Annotated in this window: 20 protein-coding genes; 16 read left to right on the top strand and 4 right to left on the bottom strand. The window is 63.3% G+C overall.

Translation table 11 applies throughout. From position 1 onward, the window contains the following. Positions 1-241 precede the first annotated feature (241 nt). From hisD to IT775_RS18400, 9 genes are all read left to right on the top strand, one after another. Positions 242-1,546, top strand: a complete 1,305-nt coding sequence (gene hisD / locus IT775_RS18360; protein ID WP_212702697.1) for a histidinol dehydrogenase — start codon at positions 242-244, stop codon at positions 1,544-1,546. Between the two features lie 183 nt (positions 1,547-1,729). Further along, positions 1,730-2,209: a UPF0262 family protein gene (locus IT775_RS18365; protein ID WP_212702698.1), complete on the top strand. Its 480-nt coding sequence runs from the start codon at positions 1,730-1,732 to the stop codon at positions 2,207-2,209. Between the two features lie 3 nt (positions 2,210-2,212). Beyond that, positions 2,213-2,674, top strand: a complete 462-nt coding sequence (locus IT775_RS18370; RefSeq protein WP_212702699.1) for an arsenate-mycothiol transferase ArsC — start codon at positions 2,213-2,215, stop codon at positions 2,672-2,674. A gap of 162 nt (positions 2,675-2,836) precedes the next feature. Continuing rightward, positions 2,837-3,427 carry a GNAT family N-acetyltransferase gene (locus tag IT775_RS18375; protein ID WP_212702700.1) on the top strand — a complete coding sequence of 197 codons (591 nt, stop codon included), beginning with the start codon at positions 2,837-2,839 and terminating at the stop codon, positions 3,425-3,427. A 45-nt stretch (positions 3,428-3,472) separates the two neighbouring features. After that, positions 3,473-4,351, top strand: coding sequence for a carbon-nitrogen hydrolase family protein (locus tag IT775_RS18380; protein ID WP_212702715.1), 879 nt, complete (start codon positions 3,473-3,475; stop codon positions 4,349-4,351). Between the two features lie 86 nt (positions 4,352-4,437). Continuing rightward, entirely contained in the window at positions 4,438-4,656 is a 219-nt protein-coding gene (gene infA / locus IT775_RS18385) for a translation initiation factor IF-1 (protein ID WP_037209844.1), read from the top strand. Next, positions 4,657-5,232 (top strand): Maf family protein, encoded by a 576-nt coding sequence (locus tag IT775_RS18390; RefSeq protein WP_212702701.1) that lies wholly within the window; start codon positions 4,657-4,659, stop codon positions 5,230-5,232. Beyond that, positions 5,229-6,251 (top strand): ribonuclease E/G, encoded by a 1,023-nt coding sequence (locus IT775_RS18395; protein WP_212702702.1) that lies wholly within the window; start codon positions 5,229-5,231, stop codon positions 6,249-6,251. Before IT775_RS18390 ends, IT775_RS18395 begins: the two co-directional genes overlap by 4 nt. Further along, positions 6,248-6,430, top strand: a complete 183-nt coding sequence (locus tag IT775_RS18400; RefSeq protein WP_212702703.1) for a DNA gyrase inhibitor YacG — start codon at positions 6,248-6,250, stop codon at positions 6,428-6,430. Before IT775_RS18395 ends, IT775_RS18400 begins: the two co-directional genes overlap by 4 nt. Before the next feature lie 20 nt (positions 6,431-6,450). Here the strand turns inward: IT775_RS18400 and IT775_RS18405 are convergent, their stop codons facing one another. Beyond that, positions 6,451-7,659, bottom strand: a complete 1,209-nt coding sequence (locus IT775_RS18405) for a LysR family transcriptional regulator (protein WP_212702704.1) — start codon at positions 7,657-7,659, stop codon at positions 6,451-6,453. 116 nt (positions 7,660-7,775) lie between these two features. Here IT775_RS18405 and IT775_RS18410 point away from each other — a divergent pair, with 116 nt between their 5' ends. The 3 genes from IT775_RS18410 (at position 7,776) to IT775_RS18420 (ending at position 10,355) form a co-directional block, all read left to right on the top strand. Next, positions 7,776-8,510: a PIG-L deacetylase family protein gene (locus IT775_RS18410; protein ID WP_212702705.1), complete on the top strand. Its 735-nt coding sequence runs from the start codon at positions 7,776-7,778 to the stop codon at positions 8,508-8,510. Then, positions 8,507-9,202, top strand: coding sequence for a 4-carboxy-4-hydroxy-2-oxoadipate aldolase/oxaloacetate decarboxylase (gene ligK, locus IT775_RS18415; protein ID WP_212702706.1), 696 nt, complete (start codon positions 8,507-8,509; stop codon positions 9,200-9,202). Before IT775_RS18410 ends, ligK begins: the two co-directional genes overlap by 4 nt. Positions 9,203-9,296: 94 nt before the next feature. Then, on the top strand, positions 9,297-10,355 hold the full coding sequence (locus IT775_RS18420; RefSeq protein ID WP_212702707.1) for a 4-oxalomesaconate tautomerase: 1,059 nt from the start codon (positions 9,297-9,299) through the stop codon (positions 10,353-10,355). 43 nt (positions 10,356-10,398) lie between these two features. Here the strand turns inward: IT775_RS18420 and IT775_RS18425 are convergent, their stop codons facing one another. After that, positions 10,399-11,748, bottom strand: coding sequence for an aspartate aminotransferase family protein (locus tag IT775_RS18425; protein ID WP_212702708.1), 1,350 nt, complete (start codon positions 11,746-11,748; stop codon positions 10,399-10,401). 151 nt (positions 11,749-11,899) lie between these two features. Between IT775_RS18425 and IT775_RS18430 the strand changes: the two genes are divergently transcribed. Both IT775_RS18430 and IT775_RS18435 read left to right on the top strand, forming a co-directional pair. Further along, the gene (locus IT775_RS18430) at positions 11,900-12,766 is read left to right on the top strand and encodes a MurR/RpiR family transcriptional regulator (RefSeq protein ID WP_212702709.1); all 867 of its coding nucleotides are present in this window, start codon (positions 11,900-11,902) and stop codon (positions 12,764-12,766) included. A 31-nt stretch (positions 12,767-12,797) separates the two neighbouring features. Next, complete coding sequence (locus IT775_RS18435; RefSeq protein ID WP_212702710.1) at positions 12,798-13,766, top strand: TAXI family TRAP transporter solute-binding subunit; 969 nt, start codon at positions 12,798-12,800, stop codon at positions 13,764-13,766. On the opposite strand, the gene IT775_RS21505 is transcribed toward IT775_RS18435, so the two are convergent. After that, entirely contained in the window at positions 13,739-13,864 is a 126-nt protein-coding gene (locus tag IT775_RS21505; RefSeq protein ID WP_281414378.1) for a hypothetical protein, read from the bottom strand. The two genes, IT775_RS18435 and IT775_RS21505, sit on opposite strands and share 28 nt — an antisense overlap. 28 nt (positions 13,865-13,892) lie before the next feature. On the opposite strand from IT775_RS21505, the gene IT775_RS18440 reads away from it, so the two are divergent. Together IT775_RS18440 and IT775_RS18445 are read left to right on the top strand one after the other, a co-directional pair. Next, positions 13,893-16,502: a TRAP transporter permease gene (locus IT775_RS18440; RefSeq protein ID WP_212702711.1), complete on the top strand. Its 2,610-nt coding sequence runs from the start codon at positions 13,893-13,895 to the stop codon at positions 16,500-16,502. Next, the gene (locus IT775_RS18445; RefSeq protein ID WP_212702712.1) at positions 16,499-16,933 is read left to right on the top strand and encodes a universal stress protein; all 435 of its coding nucleotides are present in this window, start codon (positions 16,499-16,501) and stop codon (positions 16,931-16,933) included. Before IT775_RS18440 ends, IT775_RS18445 begins: the two co-directional genes overlap by 4 nt. On the opposite strand, the gene IT775_RS18450 is transcribed toward IT775_RS18445, so the two are convergent. Continuing rightward, the coding region (locus IT775_RS18450) for a hypothetical protein (protein WP_212702713.1) at positions 16,915-17,266 on the bottom strand (352 nt) is incomplete at its 5' end. The two genes, IT775_RS18445 and IT775_RS18450, sit on opposite strands and share 19 nt — an antisense overlap.

Raw genomic sequence — 17,266 nt, forward strand, 5'->3', positions numbered from 1 at the left:
TTTCAGCGCGCGCTTGATATCTCGCGAATTTGCCTGCGCCAAATTCGCTCGGGGATGCCTCCGGCGGGGATATTTGGAAAAAGGAGAAGGATTGTTGCCCTCTATGCTTCTCCTTTTTGAAAATATCCCGGGGTGAATTGGCCCTTGGGCCAAGAGGGGCAGCGCCCCTCATTTCCCGCCACAGGAATGCTTGAGGCTGGCGCGCGGGGCTTGTATGTCGGGGCAATCACCCGGAGGGACCATGCCTGTATTCCTGAACGCAACCGACGCCGATTTCGAAACCGCCTTCACCGCGCTTCTGGGCGCCAAGCGCGAGGACAGCCCTGATGTGGACGATGTCGTGGCCGGCATCATCGCCGATGTGCGCGCGCGCGGCGACGCGGCGCTGATCGAGCTGACGGCGAAGTTCGACCGGCTGGAATTGACCCCTCAGACTTTGCGCTTTTCGCAAGACGAGATCGCGGACCTCGTGGCCCAAGTGCCCGGGCCCGAACGTGAGGCGCTGGAACTGGCCGCCGCGCGCATCCGCGCCTATCACGAAAAGCAGCTGCCCGAGGATGCCTACTGGACCGACGAGGCTGGCGCCGGGCTGGGCTGGCGCTGGACGCCGGTGTCGGCGGCGGGGCTTTACGTGCCGGGCGGGCTGGCCTCTTACCCGTCCTCGGTTCTGATGAACGCGATCCCGGCCAAGGTGGCCGGGGTGGAGCGGCTTGCCATCGTGGTGCCGACCCCGGACGGGGTGGCCAATCCGCTGGTACTGCTGGCGGCACAGATCGCCGGCGTGGACGAGATTTACCGCATCGGCGGGGCGCAGGCAGTGGCGGCGCTGGCCTATGGCACCGAAACCGTGCAGCCGGTGGACAAGATCACCGGGCCGGGCAACGCTTTCGTTGCTGCCGCCAAGCGGCGGGTGTTCGGCAAGGTGGGCATCGACATGATCGCCGGTCCGTCGGAAATCCTCGTCATCGCCGATGGCGATGCCAATCCCGACTGGGTCGCGCTGGATCTGCTGAGCCAGGCCGAACATGACGAAAGCGCGCAATCGATCCTGATCACCGACAGCGCGGATTTCGCCAAGGCGGTGATCGCGGCGGTGGAGCGCAACCTCGAAACGCTGGAACGGCGCGCCATTGCCGGGGCGAGCTGGCGCGATTTCGGCACGGTGATCGTGGTGGATGACCTCGACCGGGCCGCGGAGCTGTCGAACCGGGTGGCGCCGGAACACCTGGAGCTTTGCGTCGCCGATCCCGATGCTTTGGCCGAGAAGATCACCCATGCGGGGGCGATTTTCCTCGGCGGCTGGACCCCCGAAGCGATCGGAGATTACGTCGGCGGCCCCAATCACGTGCTGCCCACCGCGCGCTCGGCGCGGTTCTCCTCGGGTCTATCGGTGATGGATTTCCTCAAGCGCACCACGCTGGCCAAGATGACGCCCGCGGCGCTGCGCGCCATCGGCCCGGCCGCCGAAACGCTGGCGATTTCGGAAAGCCTGCAGGCGCATGGGCTGTCGGTGCGGGCGCGGCTCGATCAATTGAACGAGGACTGAGGGGGCTCCCCCTTCAGCTTGTCCATCAGGGTGGGCGGGGGCTGCGCAACAATCCCAAACGGCCGTGGCTTGTCCCCGCGGGGCCGGCGGTGCTCTGTGCCGCCACGTATCTTGCCTGCGTATTGCGCCGGAAGAGGTCGCAGGCTAACAGGGTTTTGTCAAAAGCACAGCGAGATTGAACCCATGTCCCGTATCAGTCACATCGAACTGGATGACCGCAACCTGCCGCCGCCGACGCCCGAGATCGAGCAGGAGCGCAAGGTGGCGATGTTCGATCTGCTGGAAGACAACAGCTTCGATCTGCCCAAGCGCGACGATCGGGTGATACCCGACGGGCCCTATCGGGTCGGGCTGTCGATCAAGGAAAAACGGCTGGTGTTCGACATCGTCACCGAGGATGCGCAGAAGGCGGCGGAATTCCATCTGTCGCTGTCGCCGTTCCGTCAGGTGGTCAAGGATTACTGGGCGATCTGCGAAAGTTATTATGACGCGGTGAAAAACATGCCGCCGAGCCAGATCGAAACCATCGACATGGCCCGGCGCGGCATCCACAACGAAGGCGCCCGCATTCTGCAGGACCGGCTGGAAGGCAAGGCCGTGGTCGACAGCGACACCGCGCGGCGCCTGTTCACGCTGATCTGCGTGCTGCATTTCGGAGGCTGAGGCGTGGTCGATCCCCTGCCACAATCGGTCCTGTTCTGTTGCGACCACAACTCCGTCCGCTCGCCGATGGCGGAGGGAATCATGAAGAAATTCTACGGCTCCGGCACCTATGTGCAGTCGGTGGGTGTCAAGGGCGACATGGAAATCGACGGTTTCGCGATTGCCGTGTGCCAGGAAATCGGGGTGGAGCTGTCGCGCCACAAGGCGCGCGGTTTCGACGAGTTGAAGGAATATGGCGAAGACCTGTCCTCCTTCGACCTGATCGTGGCGCTGACCCCGGCCAGCAAGCTCCAGGCCGAGGAACTGACCCGGATCTACCATCTTGAGGTCGACTATTGGCCGATCTTCGATCCCAGCGGCCAGGGCGAAACCCGCGAGAACAAGCTCGAAGCCTATCGCATAAGCCGCGACCAGATCGTCGAGCAGCTGATCGCCCGCTGGGGCGAGCCGCGCCAAGAGGTGTGAACGCCTTCCCCTAGCCGTGACGCGGGGAAACGGTTCGCGCCGTGGAAACGGATGCCCGTCCCGCATCCGTACCTTTGGGCTTTTCTTTTGCGGGAAAATGTTAAAGGTATTTCCAATGTCCATCTTTTCCGGGCCGGCGGGGCGTAACCGGCAGATATTGCGATGATCCGGGTTGAGGTTCTCACCGGCAGCGCGCTCGAGGCGGCGCTGGAGGATGTCGCGCGGCTCAGGATCGCGGTGTTCCGTGACTGGCCGTATCTCTACGACGGCGATCTGGATTACGAAAAACGCTACATGCAAAGCTACCGTGACAGCGAGGGTGCGGTGGTGGTGGGGTCTTTCGACGGTGACCGGCTGGTCGGCGCGGCGACCGGCACCCCGATGGAAGACCATGCCGATGATTTCGCAGCAGCCTTCGCGGGTACGGACGAGCGGTTGGAAAATGTTTTCTACTGCGCCGAATCGGTGCTGCTGCCGGGGTATCGCGGGCGCGGGATCGGACACCGTTTTTTCGATCTGCGCGAAGACCATGCGCGGAACCTGGGGCGCACGAAAACCGCCTTCTGCGCGGTAATGCGACCGGGAAATCATCCGATGCGCCCGGAGAATTATCGGCCCCTGGACGATTTCTGGTCCAAGCGCGGATACGCAAAGCTGCCCGGGGTGGTGGCGCGGTTTCGCTGGAAGGACGTGGGCGACAGCGTGCAGACCGAAAAGCCCCTGCAATTCTGGATGCGTGGGTTGGAGCGTTGAAGCGATGCCGGTGCGGGTGAATTTGAAATGAAGAAGGGATCCATCGTGAAAGTGGCAACAGCAGCTTATCCGTTGGACTGGTTTCACGACTGGTCGGGCTACGAGGACAAAATGCGGGCCTGGGTGTCCGAGGCCGCGGGGCAGGGGGCCGATCTGCTGGTGTTTCCGGAATATGCGGCGATGGAATTGGCTTCGCTTGCCGGGACCGAGGTGGCTGCCGATCTGGCCGGGTCGATCCGGGCGGTGTCCGAACTGGTGGGGCGGTCCAATACCGTGCTGGCGCGGCTGGCGCGGGAATTCGGGGTTTATATCCTCGGCGGTTCGGCCCCGGTCGAGGATGGCGGCAAGGTGGTGAACCGGGCGCCGTTTTTCGCGCCGTCCGGCGATATCGACCATCAGGACAAGCAGATCATGACCCGGTTCGAACGCGAAGACTGGGGCGTTGCTGGGGGCGGTGCGCTGAAGATCTTCGAAACCGCTCTGGGCCGGATCGGGGTGCTGATCTGTTATGACAGCGAATTTCCGCTGTTGGGCCGCGCGCTGACCGAGGCGGGGGCGGAGCTGATCCTCGTGCCTTCGGCCACCGAGGCGACGGAAGGCTATTGGCGGGTGCGGATCGGTGCGATGGCGCGCGCGCTGGAAGGGCAATGCGTGACGGTGATGGCGTCGCTGGTGGGCGACCGTCCCGATATCTACGCGGTGGAGGAAAACACCGGCATGGGCGGTGTTTTCGGACCGCCCGACATGGGCTTTCCGCCCACCGGCGTGATCGCCGAGGGCACCCTGGGAAGCCCGGGCTGGACCTATGCCGAGATCGATCTGGAAAACATTCACAAGGTGCGCGCCGATGGCCATGTGCTGAACAAAACCCATTGGAACGATCAGCACGATCGCGCCGGAAAACCTGCGCTCGCCTTGTTGTGATGGCGATTTGGGCTTGAAAATATGTCAAAATGGGCCCATTTAACGCGCGTCCCTCAAAGGGTGGGGCGAAAAAGCAAGGAGATAACATGGCCAAGGAAGAAATGCTCGAATTTCCCGGTGTCGTGAAGGAACTCCTGCCTAATGCGACGTTTCGGGTCGAGCTTGAGAATGGCCATGAAATCATCGCACATACGGCAGGTAAGATGCGCAAAAACCGCATCCGGGTTCTGGCTGGCGACCGGGTTCAGGTTGAAATGACCCCCTACGATCTGACCAAGGGTCGGATCAACTATCGCTTCAAGTAAGTGCGTCTGATCCTCGGATCGGGCAGCCCGCGGCGCAAGGAGCTGCTGGCGCAAATCGGGGTTGTGGCGGATGATGTCCGCCCGCCCGATATTGATGAAACACCCCTGAAAAACGAACTTCCGCGTCCCTATTGCGCCCGCATGGCGATTGAAAAGGTGCGCGCGGTGCAGGCCGACGCGGACGATATCGTGCTCTGCGCCGATACCACCGTCGCCTTGGGCCGTCGTATCCTGGGCAAGCCGGAAAATGCCGGCGAAGCGGCTGAATTCCTGCTGGCCATGTCCGGGCGGCGGCACCGGGTGATCACCGCCGTGGCGGTGCGCCGGGGCGACAATGTCTGGGAAAAGGACGTGGTCACCACGGTGCGGATGAAGAACCTGTCCGACGAGGAACTGAACGCGTATCTTGCCACCAACGATTGGCAGGGCAAGGCGGGCGGGTATGGCATCCAGGGGCCGGCCGGGGCGCTGATCCCGTGGATTTCGGGATCCTTCACCGCCGTGGTGGGGCTGCCGTTGACCGAAACCGCGGGGTTGCTGCAGGCTGCGGAATACCCGCTATGGAGGCAGGCATGAAAGGCCGTCAGATCATCCTCGACCATCTGGACGGGCGCGAAGCCGCGGCCCTGATCGTCGATGGCAAGCTCGAGGACATCCTGATCGATTCCGATCAGCCGCGCGTCGGCACCATCTATCGCGCCGTCGCCGAACGGCCGATGAAGGGGCAGGGCGGCTTGTTCGTGAAAACCCCCGACGGCAAGGCCTTCCTGCGTCAGGTCAAGGGGATCGCGCCGGGCGACCGGATGCTGGTGCAGGTCACCGGCCATGCCGAGGACGGCAAGGCGTTGCCGGTCACCCAGAAGCTCCTGTTCAAAAGCCGCTATGCGATCGTCACGCCCGACGCGCCGGGGCTGAACATCAGCCGTCGGATCAAGGATGACGATATCCGCGACATGCTGCTGGGCATCGCGCGCGAAGTGATGGGCGACAGCGACATGGGGCTGATCCTGCGGTCGTCCTGCGCCGAGGGCGAAGCCGGGGAGATCGCCGAGGATATCGCCGACATGGCCGACCTGGCGCTGAGCATTGTCGCTGACCGCGACGGCGAACCGGAAGCGCTGACCGAAGGCGACGGGCCGCATCAGACCGCCTGGCGGGAATGGATCGACCCGGCCGATATCGTGACCGAACCGGGCGGGTTCGAACGGCACGGCGTTCTGGACATGCTCGATGACGCGAGTCAGCCGCTGGTCAAGCTGACCGGCGGGGCCTTCATGTATGTCGAACCGACCCGGGCGCTGGTGGCGGTGGATGTGAATACCGGCAATGACACCTCGCCGGCGGCGGGGATGAAGGCCAATATCGCAGCTGCGAAGGACCTGCCGCGCCAGCTTCGGCTGCGCGGGCTTGGTGGCCAGATCACGCTGGACCTGGCGCCGATGCCGAAAAAGGATCGCCGCACTTTCGAAATGTCGCTGCGCGCGGCCTTCAAGGCAGACCCGATCGAAACGGTGCTGGCCGGATGGACGCCGTTGGGGCATTACGAACTGCAGCGCAAACGCGACCGCCTGCCCCTGACGGAGCTTTTGAAATGAGCTGCCCGATCTGTTCGGAAAAAACCGATCCGAAATTCCGCCCTTTCTGTTCCAAGCGCTGCGCCGATATCGATCTGGGCCGCTGGATGAGCGGTAAATACGCGATCCCGTCGGAGGATCCCGAGGATATCGAGGAAGCGTTCGAGGAAATCGAACGGCAGGCCCCCAAGCCGCATTAAGCCGACGGCTCCTGCGCGTTTCAATCCAGAGTTTGCGAAACCTGCCGCAGCACCTGCAGGAACCGTTCCTGCATCTGGGTGGGCTGCCAGTCGGTCCGCTGGGTGATGCCGATCGGTCGCGGGGTATCGCCGATCTCAATCGGAAGCGGCAGCATCACCCCGAGCTTGACCTCGTCGCTGACCTGGGTCTGCGAAATCATCGTCAGCCGGCCGCCGCTTTCCAGCAGGCTGCGGACCAGGATGATGGCGCTTGTTTCGATCACCCGTGTCGGGTCCGACAATCCGTTGGCGCGGAAGAAGGCGCTGGCCTGGTCGCGGGTCGGCGTCCCCTTTCGCGGCAGGATCCACGGGTACTGGATCAATTCGTCCAACGGGATATTGTCGCGCCCTGCCAACGGATGGCCGGGGTGGCAGAAAATGCCCAGCCGGTCGTCGAATAGCGGTGTCTGTACAACGTCCTCGGCCGGAGGTGGATCGCGCAGGGCGCCCAGCATCAGGTCGATTTCGCCGTGGCGGAGCCCGTTCAGCAGATCGTCGTAGGGCCCGTCGATCACCTGGATGTCGGCATCGGGAAAGGCCTGCGTTATCATGTTGATCGCCTGTGGCAGCAGCACGCTGCGCGACAGCGGCAGCGCGCCGATGACGATCCGGCCGCTATGTGCCCCGCCGAAGGACGACAATTCGTCCAGAGCCTGATCCAGTTCGTAAAAGCTCAGCTTGGCGGCGCGGATCAGGATCCGGGCCGCGACGGTCGGGTCGTAGCCGCTTTCCGATTTGCGATAGAGCGTCAGCCCCGAGACCTTTTCCAGTTCGCGTGCGGTGCGGTACAGCGACGGTTGCGAGATGCCGATCGCGCGTGCGGCGACCGAAAAATTGCCATGCGCGGCCACCGCGATCAGCGCCCGCAGCTGGGTCGAGGATATCTTGGTGTCGAACCGGGCCGTGGCCGCCGCTTTCTGCCGCGTGGCGGCGTCTGCGCAGCCCTGTTTCAGGATGTTCAGCGCGCGGTCGCAGCGGTGCACGAACATTTCACCCGCCGTCGTCGGGTACATGCCGCGGCTGCTGCGCACCAGCAGCTTTTCGTCCAGCGACGCTTCGAGCTTGGCAATGGCCTGGGTGATCGCCGGTTGCGACATGTGCACCGCTTCCGCCGCCGCCGTGATGCCGCCAAGCCGGCAGACCAGGACGAAGGCCCGCAGGTGCCGCAGATTGAAATCCTGCCCGTTCATTCCCCATCGCCCATGAAAGCTATAGCTAAAACAAATAGTGGCTGCGGCGAAACGAAATGGCAAGTTGTGAAGCGAAGCGCCATAGTGCCGCGGAACTGAAATTTACGGGGTTTGACATGTCTGATCAGAAAACTGCTCTTGTCATCAGCGCCCACGCTGCTGATTTCGTCTGGCGCTGTGGTGGCGCCATCGCCAAGCATCAGAAACTGGGCTACGATGTGACCGTCGTCTGCCTGTCCTACGGCGAACGCGGCGAAAGCGCCCGCCTGTGGAAAGAAGGCAAGACGCTGGACGAGGTCAAATCGATCCGCAAGAAGGAAGCTGAAGACGCCGCCAAGGCGCTGGACGTGCATGACATCGAGTTCCTCGACATGGGCGATTACCCGCTGCGCTTCGGGCAGGAAGCCGAGGAAAAGGTCGTCGACATCATCCGCAAGGTGCAGCCGAACTTCATGTTCTCGCACTCCAAGTGGGACCCCTATAACACCGACCACATGAAAACGACCGAGTTCGCCCTGACCTGCCGCATGATCGCGCAGGCTTGGGGCCACAACCCGGGCGAAAAGGTGCTGGGCGCGCCGCAGCTTTACCTGTTCGAACCGCACCAGACCGAACAGATGGGGTGGAAGCCGAATGTCTTCCTCGACATCACCGATGTCTGGGACAAGAAGCGCGCCGCGATGGAATGCATGAACGGTCAGGTCCATCTGTGGGATTTCTATACCCGCGTGGCGCAGCAGCGCGCCAACCACTTCCGCCGCAATTCCGGCGGCATGGCGGGTGGCCGCGCGGCGGAATATGCCGAAGGCTTCGAATCGATCTTCCCGACCTGCGTGGATGAATTGTCATGAGCGAATATCCTGTCGGAACTCAGGGCGTCGTCGTCCAGAATATCGAACGTGCCGATCAGGCGGTGATCGACGGTCTGGCAGACTGCGGCGTTGCAACGGTGCACGAAGCGCAGGGGCGCAAGGGGCTGCTGGCCGACTACATGCGGCCGATCTATTCCGGCGCTCGCATCGCGGGGTCGGCGGTGACGATTTCCGCCCCGCCCTGCGATAACTGGATGGTCCATGTCGCCATCGAGCAGCTGAAAGAGGGCGATATCATCGTCCTCGCCCCCACCTCGCCGTCGAACGCCGGGTATTTCGGTGACCTGCTGGCGACCTCGGCGCAGGTGCGCGGCTGCCGCGGGCTGATCATCGAAGCGGGCGTGCGCGACGTGCGCGACCTGACCGAGATGAACTTCCCGGTCTGGTCGAAGGCGGTCTTCGCGCAAGGCACGGTCAAGGAAGTGCTGGGATCGGTCAACGTGCCGGTCGTCTGCGCCGACGAACTGATCGACCCTGGCGACATCATCGTGGCCGACGATGACGGTGTCTGCGTTGTGCGCCGCGACGAGGCTGCAGAGGTGCTGGAAAAATCCCGCGCCCGCGAAGCCAACGAAGAGACCAAGCGCGCCCGGCTGCAGGCCGGCGAGCTGGGGCTGGACATCTACGACATGCGTGGGCGCCTGGCCGAAAAGGGTCTGAAATACGTCTGATCCGGACCCGGATCGGACCAAGAACAGTGGCGCCCGCCTGGGCAACGGGACGGGCGCTGCCCGGCGCAAAGCCGGGCAATAGCGGGGGAAAATCATGAGCAACGGAATTCCGGTGATGTGGATGCGCGGCGGCACCTCGAAGGGGGGCTATTTCCTGGCGTCCGACCTGCCTGCCGGTGTGGCCGCGCGCGATGCGGTGCTTTTGCGGATCATGGGATCGCCCGATCCGCGCCAGATAGACGGCATGGGCGGGGCCGATCCGCTGACCTCCAAGGTTGCGGTGGTGCGTAAGTCGGATCGCGAGGGCGTCGATGTCGATTACCTGTTCCTGCAGGTCTTCGTCGATCAGCCCATCGTCACCGATGCGCAGAACTGCGGCAATATCCTTGCCGGCGTCGGCCCCTTCGCCATCGAACGCGGGCTGGTCGCGGCGCGCGACGGCGTGACCCCGGTCACCATCTACATGGAAAACACCGGCCAGGTCGCCGTGGCGCAGGTGCAGACCCCGGGCGGGCAGGTGAGCTATTCGGGCGAGGCGCGCATCGACGGCGTGCCGGGCACGTCGGCCCCGGTGCCGATCGAATTCAAGGACACCGCCGGGTCGAGCTGCGGCGCTTTGCTGCCCACCGGCAATGTCTGCGACGTGGTCGAAGGGGTCGAACTGACCATGATCGACAACGGCATGCCCTGCGTGGTGATGCGCGCAGCCGACATGGGCATCGCAGGCACCGAGGCGCCCGAGGAACTGGAAGCCAATGCTGAATTGCGCGCCAAGCTGGAAAAGATCAGGCTGGCCTGCGGGCCGATGATGAATCTGGGCGACGTGTCGGAAAAATCGGTGCCCAAGATGACCATGGTCAGTGCTCCCCGCGAGGGCGGCGCCATCGCCACTCGCACCTTCATCCCGCATCGCTGCCACAAGACGATCGGCGTGTTGGGCGCGGTCAGCGTCGCCACCGCCTGCCTGCTGGACGGTGCGCCCGCGCATGAACTGGCGCAGACCGGCGAGGGCGCAACCCGCGATCTGTCGGTGGAACATCCCACTGGCGAAATGACGGTGGTCGCCAACCTGGGTGCGGACGGCACGGTGGAAAGCGCCGCCATCCTGCGCACCGCGCGCAAGCTGATGGACGGGGTGGCCTTCACGGACTGATCCGCAAGGCGCGCCGCGCAGGGAGCGCGGCCCGGCCGCCGGTCTAGGCCCTCTTATCGGTGGCAGGGATCCCGGCCAGCACCGTGTCGATTGCGCCGGACAGTTTGTCCACCACTTCGCCGATCTGATCATCGGTCAGGATGAAGGGCGGGGCCAGCAGAACGTGGTCGCCGATGTTACCGTCGACGGTGCCTCCCATCGGGTAACAGATCAGCCCGGCCCGGAACGCGGCTGCCTTGATCTTGGCATGCAGCTTCAGTTCGGGCGAAAACGGCACCTTGGTTTCGCGGTCCTTCACCAGTTCCAGCCCGCGGAACAGGCCGCGGCCGCGGATGTCACCGATATGGGGGTGCTGGCCGAACCGGTCCTCCAGCGCGGTTTGCAGCCGGCCGCCCATGTCCATCGCCCGCGCGGCCATCCCACCCTTCGTCAGCTTGGTCACTACCGCCTTAGCCGCCGCCGCCGCCACCGGGTGGCCGATATAGGTGTGGCCGTGCTGGAAGAAGCCCGATCCGTTTTCGATCGCGCTGTAGATCTTGTCGGTGCACAGCATCGCGCCGATCGGCTGATAGCCGGCGCCCAGCCCCTTGGCGATGGCGGTGATGTTGGGGGCGATGCCATCCTGTTCGCAGGCGAACAGGGTGCCGGTCCGGCCCATGCCGCACATCACCTCGTCGAGGATCAGCAGCACGCCATATTGATCGCAGATTTCGCGGACGCGTTTGAAATAGCCCGCGACCGGCGGCACGGCGCCTGCGGTGGCGCCGACAACGGGTTCGGCGACGAAGGCCATCACGCTGTCCGGCCCCAGCCGCTGGATTTCCGCCTCAAGCTCGTTCGCGACCCGCTGGCTGTAATCGAAGGCCGTTTCGCCCTCGGCCCGGCCGCGATATTCGTAGCAGGGGGAAATGTGGCTGGCGTCCATCAACAGCGGCGAAAACGGTTCGCGTCGCCACATGTTGCCGCCCACAGCCAGCACGCCCAGCGTGTTGCCGTGATAGCTCTGCCGCCGCGCGATCACGTGGCGGCGCTGTGGTTCACCGATTTCCAGAAAGTACTGCCGCGCCAGTTTCAACGCCGATTCCATCGCCTCGGACCCGCCGGACACGAAATAGACCCGGTCCAACGCCCCGGGGGCGTGTTCGATCAAGAGATTGGCCAGGTCCTCGGCCGGTTCGGAGGAAAAGAACCCGGTATGGGCAAAGGCGAGCTTGCCAACCTGTTCCTGTATCGCCGCGATCACATCCGGATCGGAGTGACCGAGGCAGGAGACCGCGGCGCCGCCCGATCCGTCGAAGTATCGCTTTCCGGTTTCGTCGATCAGGTAACAGCCTTCGCCAAGCGCGGCGAGCGGCGGGATGGATTTGGTGTGGCGGGGAAAGACATGGGACATCGGCGCCGTCCTTAAGATTGTGTCTGCAGCCATCTGCATCGCGATTCGGCCGCCTGCTTGGGCCGGAACCGCTCTTCATGAAACATATGTTTCAATTGTTGACAAGAAAAAATACAAATGAAATATGACTCGTGAACGAGGGGAGAGATTCGTGGCCGAGCAGTCGTCTATCGAGGACATGATCGCGTCGCATTACAGCGACTTGAGCGGGCAGCTGCGCAAGGCCGCCGACTATGTCGCGGCGAATCCGATGGACGTGGCTTCCCGGTCCCTGCGCGCGGTGTCTTCGAGCAGCGGGCTGTCGCCGGCAACCTATTCCCGGCTGGCCCGGGCGCTTGGCTTCACCACTTACGAGGACATGCGCGAACTGTGCCGTGAAGCGGTGGGCCAGCATGTGCCGAGCTTTTCGGAAAAGGCCGAGCGGCTTGCCGATGATGGCGGAACAGGGAAATCTCTATTCGAGCGCCAGACCGATGCCTGTATCGCCAACATCGTTTCGCTTCAGGCACAGATGACCGAGGACAAGCTGACCCGCGCGGTCGAGGCGTTGGCCCGGGCGCACAACGTGGTTCTATTCGGTGCCTTCGGGTCGACCGGCATCGTGGAATACCTCGCCTATCTGGCCAATTACTGCACCTCGAACTGGACATTGGCCGGGCGCATGGGGGCGTCGCTGGGCGCGGCCCTGTCGGTGATGAGTGACAAGGATGTGTTGTTCATCGTGACCAAGTCGCCCTATGCACGCCGCGCCATCATCGCCGCGCAGATGGCGCAGGATCTGGGCGCGACCACGATCATCATCACCGACAGCCATTCCTGCCCGGCGCTGAAATATGCCGATGTGCCGTTCATCGTGCCGTCGGAAAGCCCGCAATTCTTTTCATCCTACACCGCCACGCTGGCTTTGCTCGAAAGCCTGATGGCGATGCTGGTGGCTTGCGATCCGCAGGGCACCAGCCGGCGGATTCGCGATGTCGAAACCCGCAACAGCGGACTGGGGGAATTCTGGTCCGAGTGAGTAACCCGTAACATCAATCAGGGAGATTAAGATGTTCAACAAACTGAAACTGGGTGGTGCGGTTGTCGCCGCGTCCATCATGGCCGCTCCGATGGCGATGGCCGAGGATTTCATCACCATCGGCACCGGCGGCGTGACCGGTGTGTATTACCCGACCGGCGGCGCGATCTGCCGTCTGGTCAACAAGGGCCGCAAGGAACACGGCATCCGCTGTTCGGTCGAATCCACCGGCGGGTCGGTGTACAACATCAACACCATCCGCGAAGGCGAACTGGAATTCGGCGTGGCGCAGTCGGACTGGCAGTACCATGCCTATAACGGCACCTCGAAATTCGAGGAACAGGGTCCGTTCACCGACCTGCGCGCGGTGTTCTCGGTCCATCCCGAACCGTTCACCGTCGTGGCCCGCGCCGATGCCGGCGTCACCACTTTCGACGACCTCAAGGGCAAGCGCGTGAATATCGGCAACCCCGGTTCCGGTCAGCGCGGCACGATGGAAGTGCTGCTGGAAGCCAAGGGCTGGACCACCGACGATTTCGCCCTGGCGACCGAGCTGAAGGCGGCCGAACAGTCGGCGGCGCTGTGCGACAACCAGATCGACGCGATGGTCTACACCGTCGGCCACCCGTCCGGGTCGATCCAGGAAGCCACCACCGCCTGCGATTCCGTGCTGGTTTCGGTGAACGGCGCGTCCGTGGACAAGCTGGTCGAGGAAAATTCGTTCTACCGCACTGCCACCATCCCCGGCGGCATGTATCGCGGCAACGACAATGACGTGAACACCTTCGGTGTCGGCGCGACCTTCGTGACCTCGACCGCAGTGTCGGAAGAAGCGGTCTATACCGTGGTGAAGTCGGTGTTCGAAAACTTCGACGACTTCAAGAAACTGCACCCGGCCTTCGCCAACCTTGATCCCAAGGAAATGGCAACCGCCGGCCTGTCGGCGCCGCTGCATGCCGGTGCCGCCAAGTACTACAAGGAACAGGGCTGGATCGAATAAGCGATCCGCTCACGCCCATGACCGGCGGCCAGATCGATCTGGCCGCCGGTATTGCTTGAAAAACCATTCAGTACGATCATGCCAGAAGCGGCAGCCATAGCCGCATGGGTGACAGGGGGACATGTCATGGCCAAATCCGACAGCGCGGGCCGTCAGCTCAGCGAAGCCGAACTTCAGGAACTCGTCGCGGCCTCGGACGCCGGGGGACGGTCGCCCACGGGGGCGGTTGCCACATTCCTTGCAGCGGTGGCGTTGCTCTGGTCGCTGTTCCAGGTGGTGCTTGCCTCGCCCTTGGCGAATGTGATCTTGCCCGGCGACATCATCAACAACTCGCGCCAGATACACCTGGCCTTCGCGATCTTCCTGGCCTTCCTCGCCTATCCGGCGCTGTCGACCAGCCCGCGCCGCTACATCCCGGTGCAGGATTGGGTGATGGCGGGCGTCGGGGCCTTCATCGCGCTTTACGGCTATGTCTTTTACCAGAAGATCGTCGATTCCGGCGGCTTGGCCGATGACGTCGACAAATGGTTCGCGCTGGTGGGCCTGATCCTGCTGTTCGAAGCAGCGCGCCGCGCGCTCGGCCCCGCGATGGCGATCATCGCCACGATCTTCCTCGCCTATGTCTTCTTCGGGTCGTCCGAGTGGATTCCCGAAGTGATCCGCTGGAAGGGCGCCAGCCTGAAAAAGGCGATGAGCCATATGTGGATCACTTCCGAAGGCGTTTTCGGCATCGCTTTGGGCGTGTCGACCAAGTTCGTCTTCCTATTCGTGCTGTTCGGCGCGTTGTTGGAAAAGGCGGGCGCGGGGAATTACTTCATCAAGATGGCCTTCGGGGCGCTTGGCCACCTGCGCGGCGGCCCGGCCAAGGCCGCCGTCGTCGGGTCGGCAGCAACCGGCCTGATTTCCGGGTCGTCGATCGCCAACGTGGTGACCACCGGCACCTTCACCATCCCGCTGATGAAGCGGGTCGGCTTTTCCAGCGAAAAGGCCGGCGCGGTCGAGGTCGCCAGTTCGGTGAACGGGCAGATCATGCCGCCGGTAATGGGCGCCGCCGCCTTCCTGATGGTGGAATATGTCGGCATTTCCTATGTCGAGGTGATCACCCACGCCTTCCTTCCGGCGGTGATTTCCTACATGGCGCTGGTTTACATCGTGCATCTCGAAGCGGTGAAGCGGAACCTGCCGACGCTGGGCAACAAGGTGACGTCGCTGGCGCGCACGATCTTCGGCATGTTCCTGTTCTTTGCCGGTTTCGCCGCCCTGTGTTACGGCGTGCAATTCCCGGTCCGGGCGATCGTGTCGATGGTGCCCGAAGGGGCAGGGTGGATCCTGTCGGCGCTGGTCGCGTTCGCCTATCTGGCGCTGCTGTGGCTGGCGGCGCAGGTCGATGACCTTGAACCCGATGATCCCAATGCTGAACAGGTCGAATTGCCGGAAGTGTCCGAGATCTACAAATCCGGGCTTTATTACCTACTGCCGATCATCGTGCTGGTTTATTTCCTGATGATCGAACAGAAATCCCCCGGCCTGTCGGCGTTCTGGGCCACCGCGCTTCTGTTCGTGATCCTGCTGACCCAGCGGCCGCTGAAGACGATGATGCGCGGCCATGGCGATACCGGGGCGGCGTTCCGCTTCGGCGTGATCGACCTGGGGCAGGGGATGATCGACGGCGCCCGCAACATGATCGGTATCGGTCTGGCCACCGCCACGGCGGGCGTCATCGTCGGCACCGTGACCCTGACTGGGGTCGGGCAGGTGATGGCCGACCTGGTCGAATTCCTGTCGGGGGGCAACCTGATCCTGATGCTGATCATGGTGGGGCTGCTGAGCCTGGTGCTGGGCATGGGGCTGCCGACCACCGCCAACTATATTGTCGTTTCGTCGCTGATGGCCGGCGTGGTGGTCGAACTGGGCGCCAATTCCGGGCTGATCGTGCCGCTGATCGCGGTGCATCTCTTCGTCTTCTACTTCGGTATCATGGCCGATGTGACACCTCCGGTGGGATTGGCGAGCTTCGCCGCCGCCGCGGTGTCTGGGGGCGATGCGATCCGCACCGGCTTCACCGCCTTCTTCTACAGCTTGCGCACCGTGGTTCTGCCGTTCTTCTTCATCTTCAACACCGATCTGCTGCTGATCGACGTGACGCTGATCGAGGGCATCTTCGTCTTCATCGTCGCCTCGATCGCGATATTGATCTTCACCGCGGGCACGATGGGCTGGTTCATTACCCGCAACACCATCGTTGAAAGCGTGGCGCTGGTGGCTATCGCCGTGGTGCTGTTCCGCCCGGGCCTGGTGATGGACCAGATCCAGCCGCCGTTCCATATCTCGCAACCGTCGCAACTGACTGAGGTTCTGGGCGCGGCCTCCGAAGGGGATGAGGTCAGGCTGATCCTGAACGGCCCGGATTTCGACACCGGCGAATTGAAGGACACCACCATCGTCCTGCCGATCAGCGGCGCGCCGGATGGCGATGCGCGGCTGGCTTCTGTGGGGCTTGCCGCCTTCGACGAAGACGGGGTGATGAAGCTCGATGAACCCTTCCCCGGCACGCCCTACTTCGACACGCTGTCGAGCTTCGATTTCTATGGTGACGATCCGGTGCAGGTGACCAGCGTCAAGGCGCCGGCCGACCAGATGCCGAAAGAGCTGATCTTCATTCCCGCGCTGCTGCTGCTGGGGCTGATCGCATTCCTTCAACGCCGCCGTGCAAACCGCCAGGAGGCCCCCGCATGAGCAACTGTATCCTATGCGCCGTGGACATGAGCCAGCATGAACCCGAAACCGAAGTCCTGAAAGTGGCGGCGAAACTGGCCGCGCTTGACGGGGCGCAGCTCGACGTGATCACCGTGGTGCCCAGTTTCGGTGCCGGTGAGGTGCCGGACTTCTTTCCCAAGGATTACCACCACAAGGCGGTCGAAAAGACCGCCAAGCGGCTGAAGGGCTTCGTCAGGAAGGTGCTCGGCGACGAGGTCGATGCCGGGGTCCGCCACGAGGTCGCCACCGGCAAGGTCTACCAGGAAGTACTGCACGCGGCGGAAGTGGCGGGCAGCGACCTGATCGTGATCGGGTCGCACCGGCCTTCCGCACGCGACTACCTTTTGGGGACAAACGCGGCCAAGGTGGTGCGCCACGCGTCGGTGTCGGTCTACGTGGTGCGCAGCTGATCCTTGCCGCCTGCGGCTTGGGCCTCCGGGGTGGCGCCGCGCATCTTTCCTTTGTCCCGGGGAAGGTAGGGGCGATTCACGCCCTTTGCCCCCCGGATTCTCTTCTCGAAACCCCGAATCCATGCCCTGACTCGTTGATTCACTCCAGAACAGCGCGCCGGGGCATTTTTCGTTGAGGTGTTAAGTGGTTTTCGTTTTGCTAACGTGTTGTTTTTAAGTTGTTTTTCAAGTTTTCGCGCAAAAGGCCGTCTTTTTGGAAAAAACTGCTTGCGGAGGTTGGTGGTTATCCTTAGAACCCCCTTCACCGGCGGCGCTGAGGCGCCAACGGGACGC

It is taken from the genome of Thalassovita aquimarina, from assembly GCF_018219815.1.
Taxonomy (GTDB): Bacteria; Pseudomonadota; Alphaproteobacteria; order Rhodobacterales; family Rhodobacteraceae; genus Thalassobius; species Thalassobius aquimarinus.

Bases quoted from the DNA above. Each gene is read 5' to 3' on its own strand.
- hisD (WP_212702697.1), top strand. From the start codon at position 242: ATGCCTGTATTCCTGAACGCAACCGACGCCGATTTCGAAACCGCCTTC.
- IT775_RS18365 (WP_212702698.1), top strand. From the start codon at position 1,730: ATGTCCCGTATCAGTCACATCGAACTGGATGACCGCAACCTGCCGCCG.
- IT775_RS18375 (WP_212702700.1), top strand. From the start codon at position 2,837: ATGATCCGGGTTGAGGTTCTCACCGGCAGCGCGCTCGAGGCGGCGCTG.
- infA (WP_037209844.1), top strand. From the start codon at position 4,438: ATGGCCAAGGAAGAAATGCTCGAATTTCCCGGTGTCGTGAAGGAACTC.
- IT775_RS18395 (WP_212702702.1), top strand. From the start codon at position 5,229: ATGAAAGGCCGTCAGATCATCCTCGACCATCTGGACGGGCGCGAAGCC.
- IT775_RS18400 (WP_212702703.1), top strand. From the start codon at position 6,248: ATGAGCTGCCCGATCTGTTCGGAAAAAACCGATCCGAAATTCCGCCCT.
- IT775_RS18405 (WP_212702704.1), bottom strand. From the start codon at position 7,659: ATGAACGGGCAGGATTTCAATCTGCGGCACCTGCGGGCCTTCGTCCTG.
- IT775_RS18410 (WP_212702705.1), top strand. From the start codon at position 7,776: ATGTCTGATCAGAAAACTGCTCTTGTCATCAGCGCCCACGCTGCTGAT.
- ligK (WP_212702706.1), top strand. From the start codon at position 8,507: ATGAGCGAATATCCTGTCGGAACTCAGGGCGTCGTCGTCCAGAATATC.
- IT775_RS18420 (WP_212702707.1), top strand. From the start codon at position 9,297: ATGAGCAACGGAATTCCGGTGATGTGGATGCGCGGCGGCACCTCGAAG.
- IT775_RS18425 (WP_212702708.1), bottom strand. From the start codon at position 11,748: ATGTCCCATGTCTTTCCCCGCCACACCAAATCCATCCCGCCGCTCGCC.
- IT775_RS18435 (WP_212702710.1), top strand. From the start codon at position 12,798: ATGTTCAACAAACTGAAACTGGGTGGTGCGGTTGTCGCCGCGTCCATC.
- IT775_RS21505 (WP_281414378.1), bottom strand. From the start codon at position 13,864: ATGGCTGCCGCTTCTGGCATGATCGTACTGAATGGTTTTTCAAGCAAT.
- IT775_RS18440 (WP_212702711.1), top strand. From the start codon at position 13,893: ATGGCCAAATCCGACAGCGCGGGCCGTCAGCTCAGCGAAGCCGAACTT.
- IT775_RS18445 (WP_212702712.1), top strand. From the start codon at position 16,499: ATGAGCAACTGTATCCTATGCGCCGTGGACATGAGCCAGCATGAACCC.